At 48.1% G+C, this 21,142-nt stretch carries 20 protein-coding genes, 1 tRNA gene and 1 pseudogene; 17 read left to right on the top strand and 5 right to left on the bottom strand.

The window, feature by feature from the left end; all coding sequences use genetic code 11:
- Positions 1-9: 9 nt before the first annotated feature.
- Positions 10-498 (top strand): response regulator transcription factor, encoded by a 489-nt coding sequence (locus BEL04_RS13885; RefSeq protein WP_066004868.1) that lies wholly within the window; start codon positions 10-12, stop codon positions 496-498.
- 184 nt (positions 499-682) lie between these two features.
- Entirely contained in the window at positions 683-1,222 is a 540-nt protein-coding gene (locus BEL04_RS13880) for a DUF4199 domain-containing protein (protein WP_066004865.1), read from the top strand.
- Positions 1,223-1,270: 48 nt separating this feature from the next.
- Here the strand turns inward: BEL04_RS13880 and BEL04_RS13875 are convergent, their stop codons facing one another.
- The 4 genes from BEL04_RS13875 to BEL04_RS13860 all read right to left on the bottom strand — a co-directional run bounded on the left by BEL04_RS13875 (position 1,271) and on the right by BEL04_RS13860 (position 4,633).
- Entirely contained in the window at positions 1,271-2,047 is a 777-nt protein-coding gene (locus tag BEL04_RS13875) for an alpha/beta fold hydrolase (RefSeq protein ID WP_066004863.1), read from the bottom strand.
- 10 nt (positions 2,048-2,057) lie between these two features.
- Positions 2,058-2,522 carry an SRPBCC family protein gene (locus BEL04_RS13870; RefSeq protein ID WP_066004861.1) on the bottom strand — a complete coding sequence of 155 codons (465 nt, stop codon included), beginning with the start codon at positions 2,520-2,522 and terminating at the stop codon, positions 2,058-2,060.
- Entirely contained in the window at positions 2,519-2,845 is a 327-nt protein-coding gene (locus BEL04_RS13865) for a helix-turn-helix transcriptional regulator (RefSeq protein WP_066005295.1), read from the bottom strand. Before BEL04_RS13865 ends, BEL04_RS13870 begins: the two co-directional genes overlap by 4 nt.
- 99 nt (positions 2,846-2,944) lie before the next feature.
- Complete coding sequence (locus BEL04_RS13860; RefSeq protein ID WP_066004859.1) at positions 2,945-4,633, bottom strand: hypothetical protein; 1,689 nt, start codon at positions 4,631-4,633, stop codon at positions 2,945-2,947.
- A 320-nt stretch (positions 4,634-4,953) separates the two neighbouring features.
- Here BEL04_RS13860 and BEL04_RS13855 point away from each other — a divergent pair.
- The 15 genes and pseudogenes from BEL04_RS13855 to BEL04_RS24620 all read left to right on the top strand — a co-directional run bounded on the left by BEL04_RS13855 (position 4,954) and on the right by BEL04_RS24620 (position 19,962).
- A tRNA-Ser gene (locus BEL04_RS13855) sits at positions 4,954-5,041 on the top strand.
- A 297-nt stretch (positions 5,042-5,338) separates the two neighbouring features.
- A complete protein-coding gene (locus BEL04_RS13850) occupies positions 5,339-6,496 on the top strand; it encodes a permease (protein WP_066004857.1) in 1,158 nt (385 codons plus the stop codon).
- 30 nt (positions 6,497-6,526) lie between these two features.
- Positions 6,527-7,069: an AraC family transcriptional regulator gene (locus BEL04_RS13845; protein ID WP_254659579.1), complete on the top strand. Its 543-nt coding sequence runs from the start codon at positions 6,527-6,529 to the stop codon at positions 7,067-7,069.
- A gap of 147 nt (positions 7,070-7,216) precedes the next feature.
- Positions 7,217-7,591, top strand: coding sequence for a hypothetical protein (locus tag BEL04_RS13840; protein WP_066004853.1), 375 nt, complete (start codon positions 7,217-7,219; stop codon positions 7,589-7,591).
- Positions 7,592-7,704: 113 nt separating this feature from the next.
- The gene (locus BEL04_RS24040; RefSeq protein ID WP_066005292.1) at positions 7,705-7,953 is read left to right on the top strand and encodes a heavy metal-binding domain-containing protein; all 249 of its coding nucleotides are present in this window, start codon (positions 7,705-7,707) and stop codon (positions 7,951-7,953) included.
- 45 nt (positions 7,954-7,998) lie between these two features.
- Positions 7,999-11,151 carry an efflux RND transporter permease subunit gene (locus tag BEL04_RS13830; RefSeq protein WP_066004851.1) on the top strand — a complete coding sequence of 1,051 codons (3,153 nt, stop codon included), beginning with the start codon at positions 7,999-8,001 and terminating at the stop codon, positions 11,149-11,151.
- 4 nt (positions 11,152-11,155) lie between these two features.
- Positions 11,156-12,385 carry a TolC family protein gene (locus BEL04_RS13825; RefSeq protein ID WP_066004849.1) on the top strand — a complete coding sequence of 410 codons (1,230 nt, stop codon included), beginning with the start codon at positions 11,156-11,158 and terminating at the stop codon, positions 12,383-12,385.
- Positions 12,360-13,607 (top strand): efflux RND transporter periplasmic adaptor subunit, encoded by a 1,248-nt coding sequence (locus BEL04_RS13820; RefSeq protein ID WP_083227925.1) that lies wholly within the window; start codon positions 12,360-12,362, stop codon positions 13,605-13,607. The genes BEL04_RS13825 and BEL04_RS13820 overlap by 26 nt, the downstream gene beginning before the upstream one ends.
- The gene (locus BEL04_RS13815) at positions 13,600-14,817 is read left to right on the top strand and encodes an efflux RND transporter periplasmic adaptor subunit (protein ID WP_066004844.1); all 1,218 of its coding nucleotides are present in this window, start codon (positions 13,600-13,602) and stop codon (positions 14,815-14,817) included. The genes BEL04_RS13820 and BEL04_RS13815 overlap by 8 nt, the downstream gene beginning before the upstream one ends.
- Positions 14,818-15,097: 280 nt before the next feature.
- Positions 15,098-16,003 carry a hypothetical protein gene (locus BEL04_RS13810; RefSeq protein ID WP_139113044.1) on the top strand — a complete coding sequence of 302 codons (906 nt, stop codon included), beginning with the start codon at positions 15,098-15,100 and terminating at the stop codon, positions 16,001-16,003.
- Between the two features lie 20 nt (positions 16,004-16,023).
- Positions 16,024-16,707 carry a hypothetical protein gene (locus BEL04_RS13805; protein WP_066004840.1) on the top strand — a complete coding sequence of 228 codons (684 nt, stop codon included), beginning with the start codon at positions 16,024-16,026 and terminating at the stop codon, positions 16,705-16,707.
- A gap of 29 nt (positions 16,708-16,736) precedes the next feature.
- Complete coding sequence (locus BEL04_RS13800; protein ID WP_066004838.1) at positions 16,737-18,179, top strand: MBG domain-containing protein; 1,443 nt, start codon at positions 16,737-16,739, stop codon at positions 18,177-18,179.
- Between the two features lie 28 nt (positions 18,180-18,207).
- The gene (locus BEL04_RS13795; RefSeq protein WP_066004836.1) at positions 18,208-19,182 is read left to right on the top strand and encodes a type IX secretion system membrane protein PorP/SprF; all 975 of its coding nucleotides are present in this window, start codon (positions 18,208-18,210) and stop codon (positions 19,180-19,182) included.
- A 297-nt stretch (positions 19,183-19,479) separates the two neighbouring features.
- Positions 19,480-19,731: pseudogene (locus BEL04_RS24625) on the top strand (transposase); the annotation flags it as partial.
- Entirely contained in the window at positions 19,732-19,962 is a 231-nt protein-coding gene (locus tag BEL04_RS24620; RefSeq protein ID WP_254659578.1) for a hypothetical protein, read from the top strand. It abuts the pseudogene before it with no gap.
- A gap of 169 nt (positions 19,963-20,131) precedes the next feature.
- Here the strand turns inward: BEL04_RS24620 and BEL04_RS13785 are convergent, their stop codons facing one another.
- On the bottom strand, positions 20,132-21,025 hold the full coding sequence (locus BEL04_RS13785; RefSeq protein WP_066004830.1) for an AraC family transcriptional regulator: 894 nt from the start codon (positions 21,023-21,025) through the stop codon (positions 20,132-20,134).
- Between the last annotated feature and the right edge of the window lie 117 nt (positions 21,026-21,142).

Here is a 21,142-nt window from a genome sequence, read left to right as displayed (position 1 = left end):
ATCAATCACATGAGCAGTACAACCCACCAAAACATCTTCACCAGATACCGGCAGATTATATTGTACGGTATTGCACTTGCAGTGCTGCTTTTTTTATTAAAATGGATAGAATACCGCTTTCTCATCCTCGATTACGCGCTCGAAACCTATATGAGCATTTTAGCGGTATTTTTTACTGTGCTTGGCGTATGGCTTGCCATTAAGCTTACCAAGCCCAAAGTGCAAACCATCGTAGTCGAAAAGCAAGTTTATATCAATGGAGCTGATGGTGATTTTGAGGTTAACCAACACGAAGCCGACAGGCTTAACCTGAGCAGGCGCGAACTGGAAGTTTTACGGCTGATGGCCGAGGGCCTGAGCAACCAGGAGATTTCTGACCGGCTGTTCGTATCGTTAAATACCATTAAAACGCATTCGCAAAAGGTATTCGAAAAAATGGAGGTAAAGCGCCGCACCCAGGCCATAGAGATGGCCAAAAGGCTGGGGATTATTCCCTGAGTGCGGAGCCGGGAGCCTAAAGCCCGGAGTCAAAAAGACTGAGAACTGACGGCTCAGGACCGGGGCTGAACTCATACTTTAGGGTTAATTTGGGCATGATGATCAAAAATCACCCGAAAGTATGACCGCGAAATGATCCGGGCAAGACAACTTTGTGCTGTTAAACTATAAAAAACTAAACGTCATGAAAAAAACTGTATGGGTATTCGGATCGATATCCGGCCTGATCTTTGTATTGTGGATGGCCACCATTTACACCGCGTGTTACAACAACCCCAACATGGAAGCCAGCATGTGGATGGGCTACGGCTGCATGATCGTAGCTTTTGCGTTCGTATTTGTAGGGGTAAAAAACTTTAGGGATAAATACAATGGGGGCACAATCACTTTTGGGAAAGCTTTTAAAGTAGGGCTATATATCGCGCTGATCGGGTCGAGCGCTTATGTAGCAGCCTGGCTGGTTGATTTTTATGTATTTATGCCCGATTTTATGGATAAATATATGGCGCACGAACTGCTGCGCGCCAAAAATCACGGAGCCACCCTGGCCGAGCTTAACAAACAAAAGGAGCAAATGCAAACCATGGCCAACCTGTATAAAACCCCGGTCGGTGTCATCCTGCTCACGTACCTCGAGGTTTTACCGGTAGGCCTGATAATGACCCTGATTGCGGCGCTGATATTAAAACGCAAACCCGAAGAAAACATAACAGCGGCCGTGTAAAGAAAGTCCCGATCCGGCAGGTTAACTCTGCCGGATTCCTCATAGCTTTTACGCTGCTAAAAATTCGTTTACCAGTATTGCCGAAATTTCGGGTTGCCTGCTGCCGGTTTTAACCGTGCATACCTCGCCAAGCATTGTACCATGATAACCGGGAAGTATTGTCAGCTGCGCGTTGGGGATCAACCGGCTCAGTTTTAAAACCTCTTCGGTTCTGATCACGTCCTTATCGGCCACCATCAGCAGTGTTGGCATATGAATGGCTTTTAATTCGGTTTCGTTAAAATCTTCAAAAGCGATGCGGCGAGCCCTGTCTTTATTGAACATGTTGACCAGCTTGCGCTGATCGGTATTTACCTTCAGGAAGCCATCTTTAAGTGGCCGCGGCATATCAGCAAACGTAGCCTTTTCCATACCTTCAAAAAACCCATCGATCATACCGGCACGGCTATAGTTTGAAGATACAACAATGATCTTGTTAAGTAGTTGCGGATAACTGATGGCCAGTTGCAGGGTTGTACAACCGCCATCGCTGAAACCCAGCACATTGGCTTTTTCAACTTTTAAATATTTCAACAGGCCGGCTACATCGGCAGCATCCTGCTTAAACGATTCAGGCTGATCGCGGTCGCCCGTGCGGCCATGCGCCTGCAGCTCGACGGCGATCACCTGATGTTTTTCAGTAAAAAAATGTAATATGTTGCTAAAAACGGTTTCGATCGTCGAGCCGCCGCCGTGGACCAATACCAGCGGTATATCACCACTGCCATATATTTCGTAATACATATCGATGCCGTTTACCGGGGCATAACCTGTTGTTTTTTCCATCGCCGAATTTTTAAACGGTTTTGTGATTTTGAAGATAAGCGGCCATCTTTTCGATATTTTGTTTTAGCCCCACATCCGCTTTGAAAGTTTTTACCACTTTAACCAAGTCCTCGCGCGAGTCGAAAAGCATGTGCCAGTCCAACCCGGTTTGATCGCCTATGGCCGTGAATTGTATTGTGGCCACAAAGTGCGGGTATGACGCATGTTCATAAACCAATTTTTTGAAGGGAACCACCTCTTTAAAAACACTTTCGTTTTTGTAATCGGTACCATCGGGCCCGTGCAGCACCAGGTTCCATTTACCTTCGGGGGCGACTTCCATTTTACTGATGGTGCAGGTAAAGCCATCGGGCCCCCACCATTGGCAAATATGTTCGGGGTTTGTCCAAACTTTCCACACCAGCTCTATCGGGGCGTTTAATGTTCTGGATAACCGGAGTTCCCTGTCCCGGGTATCTGTTTGCGGGTTACTCATATCTTTTTGTTTTTAAGTTTTTCAAGGTAAGTTTCGAGGTTATCGAGCTTGCTTTCCCAATGCTGACGGTACTGATCTATCCAGCCGGAAACCTCGCTTAGTTTTTCCAGCCGGGCCTCGCACACATGTTCGCGGCCGGTCTTTTTAACAGTCACCAGGCCGCAATCGGTCAAAATTTTAATGTGCAGCGAAATAGCCTGCCGGGTCATCTCAAAGTTTTCGGCGATGGCGTTTACATTCTGCGGGTTGTCGGCCAGCATCCCGATGATCGACCGGCGGGTCGGGTCGGCAATGGCCTGGTATACATCACGACGGGCTATCATAAGCAAGCATTTGCTTGCAAATATAAATGCAAGCATTTACTTGCGCAAATAAAATTCAGGATTTTTTTAGAGTGACAAAAAAATCAGGATCATGGCCCGCTATTTAGCGAGCCGGGTGAGCAGATTACGCTCATACGACTTAAGCGCGGCCATTTTATCAACGCCCAATTTGGCGATCTTCGCCAGTGCAACAGGCTTTAACTTATCGGTTTTATTATCCATTTTGCAAAGGAACTCGAGCTTGTTAAACAACAGGCAAAAAATATCCGGCTCATCAGCAGTCGGTATCAGGTCGATCAGATCCTGTATCCTCGCGGTAATCGACTCGCCCACCCTATCCTGGGTATCCCAGGCATCAACTTCTTCGGGGAGCGCGCGGTATGCTTTATATTCTTTTGACGACTCATCGGTCAACTTTCCGCTTGTCAGCACTTCATCCCGCTTAGCCCTGCCTGTGCCGTATACACTTTGGTGATAAATATCGGTAGCATTAATTTCGGCAACCGGCACTGCGGCACTTTTTTCGATGGCGGCATCTACAATGTTGCCAGGCACGGTCATTTCGGAAACGATCTCCGCCTTTTTTTTGCCTTTCCGTAACTGGCCCATAATCATCTTGAACCATTGTTCTGAGTGGCGGGCTTCGTGATACAATGTAGTTGCCATAGAGGTGCCCATTGCCCTGTATCCCGGGTTCACCAACATCTCCCAGGTTTTAAACTCAAACACGGCTCCGGTTACACTGTCTGATCTTTTGATTGCGATTTCGGGGTACTTGAGCGCCGTTAATGACTGATTAACAGCTACCATAATCCGGCTGAACATGACCATCGGGTCCCGAACATCGGCACCCTCAAACTGGCCCTCGATATTTGCTATAAAATTAGTTGCAGCGTCTTCGGTATTAAGCCCGTGCACCCTGAGGAAGGTGTTGATCCGTTGAAGCGTTACGCCCCTGAGATCAGCTTTACGATCCTGGTAATACTTCTTAACAGCTTTAATATGTTCAACATTCATAGGATTGAGTTGGGCCAGCCATTCTTCAACCTGCTGATCGAACGATTTTTGTGGTACCACAACAGCTACGGCCTTAGCCGGGGCGGATACTGCGACAGCGCTTTCTTTAACTACGGGCGTTTTCTTTATAACCACAGGCTCGGGCGCTTTGGCGCCGCTAACCACCACAGGCTGGTCTACAGGAGCAACGACCTTCTTTTTGACTTTGACTCTTTTTGACAATCCCTTTTGAGGGACCGGCTCTGCCTTCACAATAGGCCCCACCCAGGTCAGCGCCTCATCTACCACCCAGCCCGTATTGACAGGCAGCGCGGTTGTAGCGCTCCAGGAATGTTCCTTTTTCCCGATGTTAAACGCCCGAGTCGAAAATAAACTACCCTCGGTCACGCTGTCGTTCACCTCTACCGTTTCGCCGCTGTTCAGTTTTATAATTTCAACATGATCCTTGTCTCTCATATTGGCCTCCTTGGTCACGCTGTATAACCCGCTCTTTTTTACCATTTGAACGGGAGGTTCTGACGGGTCCTGATTTTGCGGTAAGTGTTTCTCCGGATTTTGTTTTCGCTGAGCTGCGGCGGATAAATGCCTGTTGGCCATTGCCTGATAAGCCTGCAATTGTTTTACCCGTGCGCTGCCATTTGCTTTTTCGTGCAAAGTAACTTCTCCCCCGCCTAACTGATGCGGGCGTTCGTCTTTACTTTTCAATCCCGGTAAATTATCCGCAGCAGCCTGGCTCTTATGTTGCTGTGTTTTATCTGTATGAGTACGCATAACCGTAGGTATGATGTACGTAAATTACCAATCACCTGCAATCAAGGCAGGTATCCATTTACTTTTTCCCGGTTGTTTGTCGATGTATTTGTGAATATACAGATAATCAGCAAGCTTTTACAATTATTTTCAAAACTGCAATGCATGTCTTGAGCACTTCACTTATTAAACCTTGAAAGCCGGAAACCATACGTTTTTAAATCCCCGTAAAAATCAATAAATTGAAAACCTGATTAACATACCCGGCAGAAATTTAACAGCGGATAGATTTTATGGATATAATGCAGGATTATTATATTTTTGCAGTCCTTTACAGATACGGAGAGGTGTCTGAGTGGTCGAAAGAGCACGCCTGGAAAGTGTGTATACGCCAAAAGTGTATCGAGGGTTCGAATCCCTCCCTCTCCGCTTCGCACGAATGTATCGCCCCGGCAAATAGCCGGGGCATTTTTATTTGCGGCATTGCAAAACTTCACCTTGTGCATAAGCGGCAAAATAAAAATGGAAGTGTGCGATAACAAACGGCGGCAGGTCGGTTTGATTCCTCCCAAAAGCAGAACAGCGAAGCTAATCCCTCCTCATAGCTTAATAGGCTGTATACCGTTTCCGTTTTACAGCACAGGCAAAAATTTTATAAAAGAAGATCGGTTATGCGTAAACCCTAAAACTTAAGTGTGGCTAATTTTGCTTTATAAAAAAAGTAAAATGCAATACATCATCAAAATAGCAACCACCCTGTTCTTTATGGTTTGGGACATTTACTGGGGCCTGGCGCTTGGCTTTATACTTTCGTCGCTGGTAAGGGCTTTTGTTCCGACAAAAAAGATTTCGGACAAGCTGGGGAAAGACAGCCTCAGCGGGCTTGGTTTGTCGGCCTTTTTCGGAGCGATCTCGTCGTCGTGTTCTTATGCGGCTGCTTCGATGGCCCGCACATTGCTCATCAAAGGGGCCACCTGGCCCAACGCAGTAGCTTTTATGGTGGCAAGCACGAACCTGGTTTTCGAAATTTTTATTGTGATCGTATCATTACTGGGCTGGTCGTTTTTTGGCGGTGAGGTTTTTGGCGGTTTATTTTTCATTGTCATTTCCGCTATCCTGATCCGGCGGTTATTTTCATCCAAACTTAAAGAACAGGCCCTGGCCCATACCAAACAAAACGAACATGGCAACCACCATAATCACGATCATGCTTCAGGGCATAGCCATCAGCACGAGCAGAAACCTTCGTGCTGCCATAGCATGCCCGCGAAAACAGATATAGTTGAACCCAATGTTGCCGACAAACTACAAACTGCAAGCGGCCATTTTTTTATGGATGTGACGATGGTAGGAAAAGATATCCTGATCGGCCTGGTTGTTTCGTCGGTGCTGATGGTGCTGGTGCCCGACAGGTTTTGGCAAAGCCTGTTCCTGACGACCGATCATCAACTGCCACATATTTTGGTATTAGCCTGGAATGCAATTGTGGGTATCCTGGTGGCAGTTATTGCCTTTGTCTGCTCGGTGGGCAATATCGTTATGGCGGCTGTGTTATGGCATGGCGGGATATCTTTCGGTGGGGTGATCGCATTTATCCTGTCCGACCTGGTAACTATTCCTATGCTGATGGTCTTTCGCAGTTATTATGGCAGCAAACCTATGTGGCTGTTGTTCGTCACCATGGCTGCAAGTATCTTTTTTACTGCTCTGATCCTGGATTATTCTTTTGCTGCTTTAAACTGGCTGCCTCAAACCCATCAGGGCAGTATGGCCATGACGGGCCAGCATTTTGAATGGAACTATAATACCTGGCTCAATTTTGTATTCATTCCATTATCCGTTGTTTATTTCTTACGTGGCCGAAAAACCCTGAAAATGCACTAAATTTGTATGGTGGTTTTGTATATCAAAAATATGGTTTGCGATCGCTGCGGGATGATCGTTCGTCAGCAGCTGGAGGGCCTCGGCTTTACCGTATCCCATATTAGCCTGGGGCAAGCCGGGATTACCCCCGAACCTAACCACGAACAAATGCAACTCATAGCCGCCTCGTTAAAAGTACCCGGGTTTGAGCTGATTGATAAGGAAAGCGACAGAACGGTTGAGGCTATTAAAAACACGATCGTCGAACTGGTTCACCATTCAGACCTGTCTGCTTTAAACACGACGTTCTCGGCACTGATATCCGGCAGGTTAAACCGCGATTATGCTTATCTGAGCCGTTTGTTCTCAAACGCTCAGGACAAAACCATCGAGCGTTTTATTATCGAGCAAAAGGTTGAAAAGATTAAAGAACTATTGGGATATGGCGAACTGAACCTGAACGAAATTGCTTACCGTATGGGTTATAGCAGCAGTGCGCACCTGTCGGGCCAGTTTAAATCGGTTACCGGCCTCACGCCCACCGAATTTAAAAACCATCATTCGCAAACCCGGAAGCCGATCGACCAGATTTAACGGAATTTTATAAGCAGAACACAAAATGATGTAAGTATTTTGCGCGGGTGCCGACTAACTTTGAAATACGAAACAGCGAACCCATTATGTTAAGATGGGTTTGTTAAATTTTATCAAACTCATCAATAATAATACTATCTTCGTTAAGTGAAACGCGCATCAGTCATCATATTGATCCTGGTATACCAGCTGTCCTGCCTGGGTATGGTGGCTAACCGTTTTTATTGTTGCGGTAAGCTTGCTGCAGTTTCACTTACCCTGGGCTCTGCCGAAAAATCACCTGTCGGCAAACACAAATGCTGTAAAACCGAGAAAGTCTGTCTTAAAATAAAGGATAGTCATACCCCTGCCGCTTACACGCATTACAAAGACAAAGATGTTTCGCCGATGGCCCTGCCTGCGGCAAACTTAGCGTCTGTTATATTACCGGCAGCGCCTGCAAACCAGGTAAACCTGGTACGGCCGCCACCGGGGCGACAAACAAATCCTATCTATATCCTCAACTGTAACTATCGTATCTGATCTTTTTCTCAGGCTGCGTTCTGCTGCCTGCTGATGAGCTTTTAGTCATCTCTATCATAGTAATGCATGTGTTTTTCGCATGCTTGTTCATCCATTTTTTAATTTTTAAAACCATGAAAAAAGTAATGCTGATGGCTGTAGCCATCCTGTTTTCTGCTGCAAGCGTTTGGGCTGCCGATCTGCACACCGGCAAAGTAACTGCCGACACCACAAAAAAGGCAAAGCCGGCAAAAGTGCAGTACACCTGCACCATGCACCCGGAAGTGCTGTCGGACAAACCTGGCAAATGCCCCAAATGCGGCATGACGCTGGTGAAAAAAGCCGACGCCAAAAAGAAACCTGCCGAAAAAATGAAAATGTAATGTACGGCCCGCCGCCGGGCGGCGGGCCCTTTTATCTGATATAAGATGATTAATAAACTGATTAGCCTGTCGTTAAAAAACAGGTATATCGTCCTGATACTGGCTGCCGGCCTTTTTGGCTGGGGAGCCTGGTCGATAGCGCAAAACCCGGTAGATGCCATTCCCGATCTGTCTGACAACCAGGTGATCGTGTTCACCGAATGGGCCGGTCGAAGCCCGCAACTGATGGAAGACCAGGTAACCTATCCGCTGGTAAGCAATTTACAAGGTATTCCGAAAGTTAAAGCCATCCGGGCCACCTCCATGTTCGGTATGAGCTTTGTGTATATTGTATTTGACGACAAGGCGGATGTGTACTGGGCGCGCAGCCGTGTGCTCGAGCGCCTCAATTATGCCCAACGCCTGCTGCCGCAAGGGGTAACGCCTACCCTTGGGCCCGATGGAACCGGCGTCGGCCATATCCTGTGGTACACGCTTGATGCCAAAAACACCGACCTGGGCGAACAGCGCGCCCTGCAGGACTGGTATATCAAACTCGGCCTGCAAACCGTTCCGGGCGTTAGCGAGGTTGCCTCGTTCGGCGGGTTCGAAAAACAATACCAGGTCAGCATCGACCCCGGCAAACTTAACTATTACCGCATCCCGCTTTCGCAGGTGCTGCGTTCGATAAAAAGCAATAATAATGATGTGGGCGGCCGCAAATTCGAGATGAACGGCACAGGCTATATTGTGCGCGGCCTGGGTTATATCAAAACGATAGCCGATGTGGAAAATATCCCGGTCGGCCTTAATAATACGATACCGGTAACATTAAAAGACATTGCCAGCGTACAGATGGGCGGCGATGAGCGCCTGGGTATATTCGACCGGAACGGCACCGGCGAAGCTGTAGGCGGCATTGTGGTGATGCGTTATGGCGAAAATGCCGATGAGGTGATACACAATGTAAAAGCGAAGATGGCGGATCTGCAAAAAGGCTTACCCGAAGGCGTGAAATTTCATATCGCCTATGACCGCAGCGAACTGATAGAAAGTGCGGTTGCCTCGGTAAAGCATACACTCATCGAGGAAATGATCACCGTATCGCTTATCGTGATCCTGTTCCTTTTCAGCTGGCACAGTGCGTTAAGCATTATCATCCAGATACCGATTACTGTTGCCGCAAGCTTTATCCTGCTTAATGCCTTCGGTATCAGTTCGAATATCATGTCGCTTACAGGCATTGCCCTGGCTATTGGCGTGATCGTAGATAACGGCATCGTCATGGTAGAAAATGCACATCGCAGCCTGTCGTTATCAGGTACGGTAACAAACCACGAGCGCATCGGCATTATCGAGCGCTCCTGCAAGCAGGTTGGCCGCGGCGTGTTCTTTTCAACGCTTATCATTGTTACTTCTTTTTTACCGGTGTTTTTACTGCACGGGCAGGAAGGCAAGCTGTTTGGCCCCCTGGCCTGGACAAAAACATTTATCCTGGCTATCGATGCGATCCTTGCGGTTACGCTGGCCCCGGTACTCATCTCGTTCTTTTTAAAAGGTAAGTTAAGGAGCGACGAACGTAACCCGCTCAACCGCGGCCTCGAGTGGCTATACCGGCCCGTATTAGACTGGTGTATGCGCTGGCGCAAAACTACGCTCGCCGTAAACATCCTGGCGCTGCTTATCAGCATACCTTTGCTGATCAGCCTGGGCAGCGAATTTATGCCCCCGCTGGACGAAGGTACCATCCTGTTTATGCCTGTTACCCAGCCTGATGTTTCAAACGCACAGGCCAAGCAGCTTTTACAGATACAAGACAGAATTATTAAAAGCGTGCCCGAAGTGGCCGATGTACTGGGCAAAGCCGGCAGGGCAAGCACAGCGACCGACAATTCGCCAATCAGTATGACCGAAACGATCATCCTGCTTAAACCGAGGGAGCAATGGCGTAAGGGGATCGATAAAGCAGGCATCATCAACGAGCTGAATGCCAAACTGCAGATCCCGGGTGTGGTTAACGGCTGGACGCAGCCCATCATCAACCGCATCAATATGCTTTCGACAGGTATCCGTACCGACGTCGGCCTGAAGATATATGGCCAAAACCTCGACACCATCAATGTACTGGCTAACCGCATGAAACAGGCTCTTGCCGGTATCGACGGTGTAAAGGATCTGTATGTCGATCCTATAACCGGCGGCAAATACCTGGATATTGTGGTTGATAAGGCAGCCATCGGCCGTTATGGTTTGAGTGTGGACGACGTGAACGAGGTGGTAGAAAGCGCCCTCGGAGGCATGAATTTGACCACAACCGTAGAGGGAAGGCAACGCTTTGCTATTAATGCCCGCCTCGCGCAGCAATACCGGGATAACCTGGACGATATTAAACGGACGTTGGTGCAAACACCGGCCATGGGGCCCGTGCCGCTATCATCAGTGGCAGATGTCCGCTTCAGCGATGGTCCGGCCATGATCCAGTCGGAAAACGCCCTCCTGCGCGGAACCGTATTGTTTAATGTGCGGGGGCGCGACCTGGGCAGCACGGTAAAAGCTGCGCAGAACAAATTGAACACCCTGCTGCAAAGCCTGCCTAAAGGGTACTATATCGAGTGGAGCGGGCAATATGAAAACCTCATCCGGGCCGAAGGCACGCTGAAGCTCATTTTACCTATCGTGCTGGTAATCATCTTTGCCTGCCTGTATTTCGCATTTAAATCGGCACGGGAGGCTTTCTTTAGCCTCATCAGCATCCCTTTCGCCCTTATTGGCGGTGCTTATATGGTATGGGCATTCGGCGTACATCTTTCGGTTGCTGTGGCTGTCGGCTTTATTGCCCTGTTCGGCATTGCTGTCGAAACTGGTATCGTGATGGTGATCTACCTCAATGATGCCATGCAGCAGTTGGTTGCAGCGAAAGGCAACAGCAGCAAAACGATCAGCCGCGATGACCTGCGCCATTATGTAATGAACGGTGCTGTAAAGCGCCTTCGGCCTAAACTGATGACGGTTTGCGTAGCGCTGTTTGGCCTGGTGCCCGTGCTCTGGGCAACCGGAACTGGCAGCGATGTGATGCGCCCTATTGTATTGCCGATGATCGGCGGGGTGCTTACCTCATCTACACATATCTTACTGGTAACGCCACTCATCTTTTTAATGGTAAAAGAATACGAGCTGCGGAAGCATGGCCGGCTGGATATACTGGAAGTAAAAGAATAAGCTCATGAAAAAGAAAAGATCGTTATTATACACATTGCTTGTCTTGTTGCTATTGGGCAGTAGTGTGAAGGCACAGGTGATGACGCTGGATAGCGTGCTGGCGAAAGTCGGGCGAAACCCATCGTTACTTGCTTTTGATGCAAAGGCAAGCGCACAGGATGCCTATGCCGCCGGCGCTGGCAGCATCGATGCGCCAAAGATCAGTGCCGGCCAGTACCAAACGCCGTATTCGCTTAACCCCAATATGGGCTCGTTTATGGTCCAGGCCGAACAGATGTTTACTAACCCCGCTAAGCTGAAAGCTAAAGCTGCCTACCAGCAAGGGTTATCGAAGGTAACGGCAGAAGATAAGAATTATTTAAAAAACCAGCTTTTTGCACAGGCCAGGCAATATTACCTGGAACGCGTGGTGCTCGAGAAAAAACTGGCGATACTGCAAAATACCAGGCAGTTGCTGGATTATATGCTGAAAGATGCGAACATCCGGCTCACTTACGGGAAGGAAAAACTAAGCAATATCTACAAGGCCAAAGCACAATTATTTGAGCTGGACAACAGCAGCGAACAATTAAATAATGAGATTAGCCAGCGCAGTGTAATGCTTAATACGCTAATGAACCGGGATAAACAGGCGCCCTTTAGCATCGATACAAACCTGGTGATACGGGCACTGCCTTCAACTGCCGACACTGCCACCTTAGCGGCTGCGCGCAGCGATATCCGGGGTATCGATCGTAATATCGAACTAAACCGGCTTAACACTGAGGTGGAGTACAGTAAACGTAAACCCGATTTTGGCATACAGGCAGGCCACATGTTCAGCTATGGTGGTTATGCCAACCAGTATATCCTGATGGCATCGGTAACCATACCTATTGTACCATGGGCGTCAAAGGAGTATAAAGCCAATTTGAAAGGCATCCGCTATGAAACCGAGGAACTCCAGCAAAAAAGGCTCGACCTGCTCAACCAGGTGTCCGGTCAGCTGGTCTCGTTAAAAGTACAACTGGCCAGTCAGCAAAAGCAGTTATCCAATTATCAACTTAACATTATCCCGGCCTTGCAGAACAGCTATAAGACGGCCCTTTTGGCTTATGACCAGAACACCGGCGACCTGCCCACAGTGCTGAACAGCATCAATGATCTGCAAAGCGCGCGTATGTCGGCATTAGACCACCTGCAGGATATTATCAATTTACAGGTAACTTATGAAAAAGAAGTGGAAAAGTATTAATCTTTTATTGATCATCCTGGTATTTGCGGCTTGTAAAGAGCAGCCCAAACAGGCATCCATACAGCAGGAACAGCAACAGATTACCTACACCTGCCCCATGCACCCGGAGGTACATGAGGAGCATCCGGGAAGCTGCCCGATATGCGGCATGACGCTTGTTAAAAAAACGGTAACGCCAAGCGAGCAGGCCGGTATCAGCCTGCAAACCGTTCTGCAACCGGTTAACAGCGCGGTGATATCGGACGTCAAAGCGGTAAGGCCGTTGTTGGCTACTGTGATCGATACCGTGGCGGCACAGGGCTATCTTGCATTTGACACCCGTACCTACAATAATATAGCAGCAAGGTTTTCGGGCCGTGTTGAAAGGCTGTACATCAAATACGCTTTTGAGGAGGTGCATAAAGGGCAGCGTTTGATGGATGTTTACAGTCCGGAAATGGTAAGCGCGCAACAGGATCTTGTTTTCCTGCTCAAAAACTCGCCTGCTGAGGTCACTTTGATCAACGCTGCGAAACAAAAACTACTGCTGCTCGGCATGACCGGCGACCAGGTACTTGAACTTAGTAAAACAGGAAAAGCATTTTACAGCCTGCCGGTTTACAGCCCTTACGATGGGCATGTACACGACGTGGCACACAGCCAGATGGCTGGCCCCAAAACTGATGAAGTAACGGATTATGCGCAGAATATGCCGCTTGCCATTAAAGAAGGCATGTTTATTCAAAAAGGTCAGACCCTGTTTAACGTTGTTGATCCGCACCGGCTATGGGCGATAATCAAGATCAAACAGGCCGATGCAGGCAAGCTCAAACTAAACCAGGCTGTAAAGCTTTACATCGGCGACCAGCAAATGACGATGGAGGGCAAGATCGACTTTATCGAACCGGTGTTACAAACCGGCGACCGCACAACAAGTATAAGGGTTTACCTGAACAATCACCAGCACGGCATGAAGGCAGGAAGCCTGGTTGAGGCAAAAATACATACCGGCTCAAAATCGGGCCTGTGGCTGCCGCGCACAGCGGTAATCAGCCTGGGGCAAACAAATATCGTGTGGCTTAAAGATGGTGTTGTTTACCGTGCGCACGCCGTGCAAACAGGCATACAAAATGGTGGCCGGGTATTGATCAGCGGCGGCCTTACCGGGCGGGATAGCGTAGCATTAAACGCCCAGTATTTATCTGACAGCGATAGCTTTATTAAAACGCAAAAACATGAATAAACGTAATCTGTATAAAATTGTAAGTTTTGTGCTGCTGATGCTTTTTTTATCGGCCTGCGGGCACCATGATCAAAAACCAGCAGCACAGGCAATGGCCCAAAGCCAGTTTTACTACACCTGCTCGATGCACCCGCAGGTACATGAAGATCATCCGGGTAATTGCCCCATCTGCGGTATGAAACTTATCAAAGTGGAAGTTAATACCGGTAGTCAAACCGACCGCATCCAGCTTACAGCGGCACAGCAACAACTGGCAGGTATCCGAACCGACACCGTGAGGGAAGAAAATACCGGTGAAGAAAAAATCATAACAGGTACGGTAACTGCCGACGAAAATGCCAGCGGCGAGCAAAGCGCCAGGCTTTCGGGCCGTGTACAGCGCCTTTTCGTTCGCACAACCGGCGAAGAGGTAAAAACGGGCCAGCCGCTATACAGCCTTTACAGTGAAGATCTGCAGGAAGCCGAAAAAGAATACCTGCTGGCCAGGGAGCAGCAGCAAAAGCTGCATAACCCGGATGTGGATTACCCCGCACTCATCAGTGCTGCCGAAAGCAAACTTAAGCTGTGGGGACTAACCGCGGGGCAAATCACCGCACTTGCGAAATCAGGCAGGGTAACCGGATCGGCTATGATTGTAAGTACAGTTGCCGGTACAGTAAGTGAACTGAATGTGCATGAGGGCGATTATATCACCGAGGGCGAAACGATTCTTAAAATACAGGGGCTCGGCAGCCTGTGGGTACAGGCGCAGTTATACGCCAGCGAAACCGGCGCATTGCACCCGGGGCAATTGGTTAATGTATCTTTCCCTGATCTTAACGGTCAGATTCTGAAAGGCAGGGTAACCTTTATGAACCCCGAACTATCAGATGCCTCAAAGATCGATCTGGTGAGGATCGGTGTCTCAAACCTGCAAAAACAGCTCCGGCCGGGGATGCAGGCAAATGTGTTGATTGGCGGCAACGATCGCACCTTAGCGGTGCCCGTCACAGCAATTCTTTCCGATAATAAGGGTAACCATGTATGGGTAAAACACAGTGATGGCAGTTTTTCGCCGAGGATGATCGAAATCGGAAGGCGCAACCATACTTATGCAGAAATATTATCGGGTGCGAATACAGGCGAAGTGATAGTTACAAGCGGGGCATATTTGCTCAGCAGCGAATCCGTATTTAAAAATGGCAGCGATATGGGCGGTATGAAAATGTAGGTTGATTCTTGTTATCGTAGCAGAGAACCAACCTGCCCCTGCTGCTAAACCACTACCCGTACACAAACTCTGACACAAATTTACCGGCGCATTGCAGCCTCCTGTAAACGCGTCATATTCAATACCATAGACATTAAGGGATACTTGCGTTTGTTCAAATCGCTATATTTAACTTTAATAAGAATAATTTACAAAATCAATTCTAAAACTTTCTAAAATGTAAAACATTACCGGTAATATTTACGTAAAAAAGCCCAGGCATAATTTATGCACGTAAAGCATGGTAAATTTTTACTTCAGGCGATTTACAAACCACTTTTTTGCTGCTGCAATAAGCTTTGTAGTACCTGTGCTTTTTGTTGCCCATCACCTTTCCTTTAAACCATCTTACCATAACAGCCCTGACAATGCTTCGGCGATAGCATCAGTTGAGCCCCCGGTTTCGGCATGCAGTTTAACAGATGCCACTGTATCTGCGTGCACATCGAGCATGACCTTAACTGTAGATCCCGGCTATACCAATTACGCCTGGAGCAACGGCTCTACCGGTAATTCAATCACGGTTACTTCATCGGGCACCTACTGGTGGGAAACCGTACGATACGACGAGGATGCTGTTTCAAACGGTAATTTTGAAAACGCCAGCAACCATTACAGGGGCTTTAACAGCAGCTATACCAGAAATACGACAAGCCTGGTAGCCGAAGGCACCTATGCTGTGCTGCAGAACCCGCACAGCGAGCACTCGAGTTTTGCCACATTCAACGATCATACCAAAAATGATGGTACCGGTTATATGATGGTGGTTAATGGCGCGTCGACAGCCAACGTTACCGTATGGTCGGAGTCCATCAGCGTACAGACAAACACTACCTATGTATTTTCGGTATGGGGTGCATCGGTAACATCGGGCAGCCCGGGTATCCTGAATTTTTCCATCAACGGGGTACAGTTGGGTAATATCACGCTTACCTCTACCCTGGGCGCCTGGCAAAACTTTACGGTAAGATGGAGTTCGGGCAGCAACACTACAGCTACCATCGGTATTGTCAATCAAAACACTGCGGCATCAGGTAATGATTTTGCGCTGGATGATATTTCGTTCGCGCCTGTCTGCCGCAAAAACATCACGGCGAATTTATATCCCAATCCACCTAAACCAGTCATCACAAACGTCCCACTTTAAAAATAAAAGTCCCACACACAATGAAAAACAAATTTACCCCTTTAAAAGCATGCCTTACATTGCTTTTCGCCGTAATCATCAGTTCGGCCTTTGCACAAACGCCGTTTACCGGGCCCAGCGATGCCGTGACCGCTCCGCCGGGCAGTGCAGCTGCCGTATCGCAGGTTATCTGCAGCAGCGGACAGATCCAGTTGAAAACAACCCCTACCGCGGGTTATACCTATCAATGGTATAAAAAGAAAACCGACGGCACCATGCAACTGGTACAGGATGGCAGCAGCAGCACCTATACCGAAACACCTACCGGCCCGGGCTATTACACCTATCAATTGGTACAGATCAACTCGACGGGCTGTACCTCTGCTTCGTCCGATCCGTTCAACGTTTTCGTGCTTCCGCCGATAACCGCGGGTATTACTGCCAGCAGCTCGAACGTCTGCGCAAGCGGTCAGACCAGCGCTACTTTGAGTGCTACGCCGGTTAATGGTTCGGGCTATACCTATACTTACCAATGGACACGCAACGGCGTTGATATACCGGGTGCAACATCAAGCACTTACACAGTAAACGAATCGACAGCCGGTTCGGTAACCTTCGGCGTAACGGTTGCTTATACACTGAACAGCAGTTGCAGCTCGTCGACCACGACAACTATTACTGTGGTGCCTGTGCCAACCAAACCTGTTATTGTTACCGGTCCGTAATGTTTTAAGCACACTGGCCTGATACCTTAATGGGGCGACGCTACCTCATATTGCTTATTAGCCTGCTGCTGAGTTTTTCAGCGGCAGGCTTTGTTACGCATAAATACGGCGGCCCCATTGCCAGTGTAACCATCAAAAGAGGCGACTCAATTACCTTGCATGCTGCAACAAATGGTGCCGCAGCTTATCAGTGGTTTAAAGACGGCGTACCCATAGCCAATTCAAACACCAAGGATTATCACGCTAAAAACGCAGGTATCTATACCGTAATAGCTTATAGTAAAGAAGGCTGTCCTTCGCCGATATCCGAACCTATAGAAGTGAAGATCGCTCCCGACCTGTGGATCATTGCCGATGATAAAACGCGGCCCTATGGTTCGCCAAACCCGCCGCTAACCTTCAGGTATGAGGGTTTTGTTAATGGCGACGGACCGTCGGTACTTACCCACTTACCGGCAGTGGTAACTGCGCCGACCATCAGCAGCGACGTGGGCAGTTATCCCATCCATGTTTCGGGCGCACTATCCAACAAATACACTATTAACTATCGCGATGCTACTTTAACCATTACCAAAGTACCCTTACTCATTACAGCCAATAACGATACCAAATACCGCGACGGGCAACCTTATACCAAAGGTAACGGTGTAACATACGCCGGTTTTGTAAACGGCGAAACGCCTTCGGTACTACAGGGCAAGGTTGCCTATAGCGGCAGTGCCATAGGTTCGGTTGATGTAGGCAGGTACAGCATTATGCCTTCGGGTTTTACCGCCAATAATTACCAGATAACCTACAGGCCGGGTGTGCTCGATGTGATCGATAAGATCGTTGATATGTCGGTGCTTAAAGTTTCCGAAGCGCGCAGCGTACGTGTCGGCGAGGTGTATCAGTATACATTAACCGTCGAAAACAAGAGCAATATGCCCGCAACCCAGGTGCAGATGAAAGACGCCCTGCCACCCGAGCTTGATTATGTCAGCATCGCCGGTACTACCCTGGGTATCGCCAGCTATGATGTGAGCAGCCGCACCATTACCTGGCAGGTTGGCAATATGGCAGCCAATGGTAAAGCGGTATTAACACTGCAGGTTAAGGCCAATATGCATGGTAAAATCGTTAACTCGGCATCGGTAACATCGGCCGAAACTGATGGTAACCTGGCCAACAACCAATCGTCGGACAGTAAGGATATCGACGGTTTGTACATCCCCAACGTGTTCACGCCTAACAATGATGGTAAGAACGACAGCTTTATCATACCTAACCTGAGTTTTTATGCAGATAACGAGATCACCATCTTTAACCGCTGGGGCAATGTGGTTTACCGCAAGCAATACTACCAGAACGACTGGACGGCCCCGGGGTTGAACGAGGGAACCTATTTCTATATCCTGAAAGTAACTACCAACAGCAAATCGGATATCTACAAAGGGTACATAACTCTTTTACGATCGGCGGTAAAACAATAGAAATCAGATAACAATTAGTGCGCATACGATGAAAAGATTGTTTTTTATAACCTGTTTAGCCATCATGAGCCTGGATGCCCTTGCGCAGCAGGATGCCCAGTACAGCCAGTACATTTTTAACGGCCTGTATGTCAGCCCCGCTTATGCGGGGTATAAGCAGGACTTTTACGTGCATTCGTTCTTCCGCTCGCAGTGGACGGGTTTTCCGGGTTCGCCGCAAAGTTTTTCGATTGCCGGTGATGTGTCTGTAGCTGATACCAAGGTTGGTTTGGGTATGATGATAGCTGCCGATAAGCTCGGTGCACAAAGCAGCCTTGCTACCAATTTCAACCTGGCTTACCACATACCGATGGGCGAAGACGATGGTACCCGCCTTTCATTCGGTGTGGGTGTCGGCTTCATCCAGGCCGGGCTGGACGGCACCAAACTTAGCGCCGTGCAGGAGGGCGATAATTACATCCCTACATCTGCGGTAAGCTCGTTATTTCCGGATGCTCGCGCCGGGGTGATGTTCAGCACCAATAATTTTTACGCCGGTTTTTCGGCCGATAACCTGATCGCACAGAACATGCAGCAGGATAAATCGATGCTGGTGCCGGTACCTAAACCACATTATTATTTAACTGCCGGAACGCTGTTTGATATGACCGACGATACGAAGCTGAACCCCTCCTTCCTGTTAAAAGACGATCGTGCCGGCCCCACCAGCCTCGACCTTAACCTGTTTGTACTGTTAAGCGAGCGCCTTTGGGTTGGCGGCACCTACCGCACAGCTGTGCCTTTGTACAACAAACCAAACCTGCCCGGCGGCTTACCTAAAACAAACGCCACGGTAGCCATGGTCGAGTTTTTTGTTACCGATAAGCTGCGCGTAGGTTATGCGTTTGATTACTCTACCACCTCGCTGGGAGGTTACAATTATGGCTCGCACGAAATTTCACTGGGCATCTACCTGCGCAAAGGCGATGTTACTCCCGGTAACGAAAAATGTTATTTCAGATAAAAACATGCTTGGTTTATTCATTATCCTCCTTGTCAAAGCCGCCCGCAAACGCAAAAAGCCTGTCCACCAACCAGCCTGATTGGGCAGGCCGCGGGCGGTTATTTTTTGATGTATAGATAAATGTGATGCTTCGTTGCTGTAGAGATTTCTTGTTGGCACAAATCGCTGGCGCACGCGTGTCGCGTGTGCTTAGCCTATGTTTAAATATATTTTACCTTATATTTAGCAATCAAGATGAGCAGAAAATATTAGTTCTTAAATAAGGAAGGTTTACACTTTGTAAGCTTTGCAACAGTTTATTGGATAGATGTATTCGTTCGACCGTTTTATACGGACGTTATTGTGGAAAGCCTTATTTACTGCCAAAATAATCTCGGCATGCAACTCTACTGTTGGTGTATAATGCCCAGTCATGTGCATTTGATATTTTGTGCAAGGAATAATAATCCTGAAATTGTATTAGGCAGATTGAAAGAGTATACTTCAAAACGTTTGGTAAAGGAAATTTTTGAAAATGCCCAAGAGTCGAGGAAAGAGTGGATGCTATGAATGTTTAAACGTGCTGCCTCAAAAAGCAGCAATGTAAAGCAATATCAGTTTTGGCAGCATGATAATCGCCCTATCGAGTTATGGAGCGCAAAAGTTATTGAACAAAAAGCCGACTATCTTCATAATAATCCCGTAGAAGCTGGATTCGTTAATGAAGCACATCACTGGAAATATTCAAGCGCAATTGATTATGCTGATGGCAAAGGGCTAATCAATATTGAACTCCTGTAAAATTGATTGGCTTTATGTGGCACACGCGGCACGCGTGCGCCAGCAAAGGACCTTATTTTCAGGGCGTTGCTCCTGCGGGTCGGGCTATCCGCTCATACTTCACAGGCATTAGCCACAGGCCGGTACCGCTGCTATCCCTAACGCAATCATCCGTCTGTGCCAATGCAGCTCAGTTCAACATCCGGTACTCATTAGGCGACTGCCCCACGCGTTGCTTAAACAAACGGGTAAAATGCTGCGGGTATTTAAAGCCCAGGCCGTAGGCTATCTGGCTTACCGAGCGGCTGGTATCGAAAATCTGCTCTTTGGCTATATCCATCAGTTTGGCCTGGATGTACTCCTGCGCGGTTTTGCCGGTTTCCTTTTTGATCAGATCGCCAAAGTAATTGGCCGACAGGTCCATCTGCCCGGCGCAATAGGCTACCGATGGCAGGCCCAGGTTTTGCGGTTTATCCGACCAGAAATAGGCATTCAGCAGTTCTTCAAATTTAGCCAGGATGCCTTTGTGCACGGTGTCGCGGGTAACAAACTGGCGGTCGTAAAAGCGGGCGCAGTAGTTTAAAAACAGTTCGATGTTTGATGTGATGAGCGTTTTGCTGTGTTTATCGATAGCCTGGTTCAGCTCAAATGCGATCTTCGAAAAACAGTCCAATACAATTTGCCGCTCCCGCTCCGAAAGGTGCAGCGCCTCGTGTGCATCGTACGAAAAGAAAGTATAATCGTGTATGTGTTTGCCCAGGGCGGTACCGCGTAACAAATCAGGGTGAAACACCAGCACTGTACCTTTGGGCTGGTAATAATTATCAGCTTCGATACCGATAACCTGCCCCGGTGCGATGAATACCAGCGTACCTTCTTCATAGTCGTAGTAATTACAGCCATAGCGCAGGTCGCCGCACTTAACCTCTTTTAAAAATATCATGTAAAGGCTTGTATTTACACGGACATGCTTTCGCGGATCGGCTTTCGACAGATCGACAATACTTACCAGCGGGTGCAGGGTTTCGTTATTGTTGAAGCCGTTATACTGGCTTACGGTTTCTAACCTGATGATCTTATCCATGGCAATGGCTGTTTTTGTTAATCAAAGATAAGGCTTCGATGATGGTTTATCCCATGCTCAACCCGGCATCAGTAATAATGGTAAGTAATACCGTAATGGGTATAACAAGAGGCAGCA

Origin of the sequence: Mucilaginibacter sp. PPCGB 2223 (assembly GCF_001705515.1) — a bacterium.
GTDB lineage: Bacteria > Bacteroidota > Bacteroidia > Sphingobacteriales > Sphingobacteriaceae > Mucilaginibacter.
Note: the sequence above shows the minus strand (reverse complement) of the source record. Positions and strands in the feature narration are given on the sequence as shown.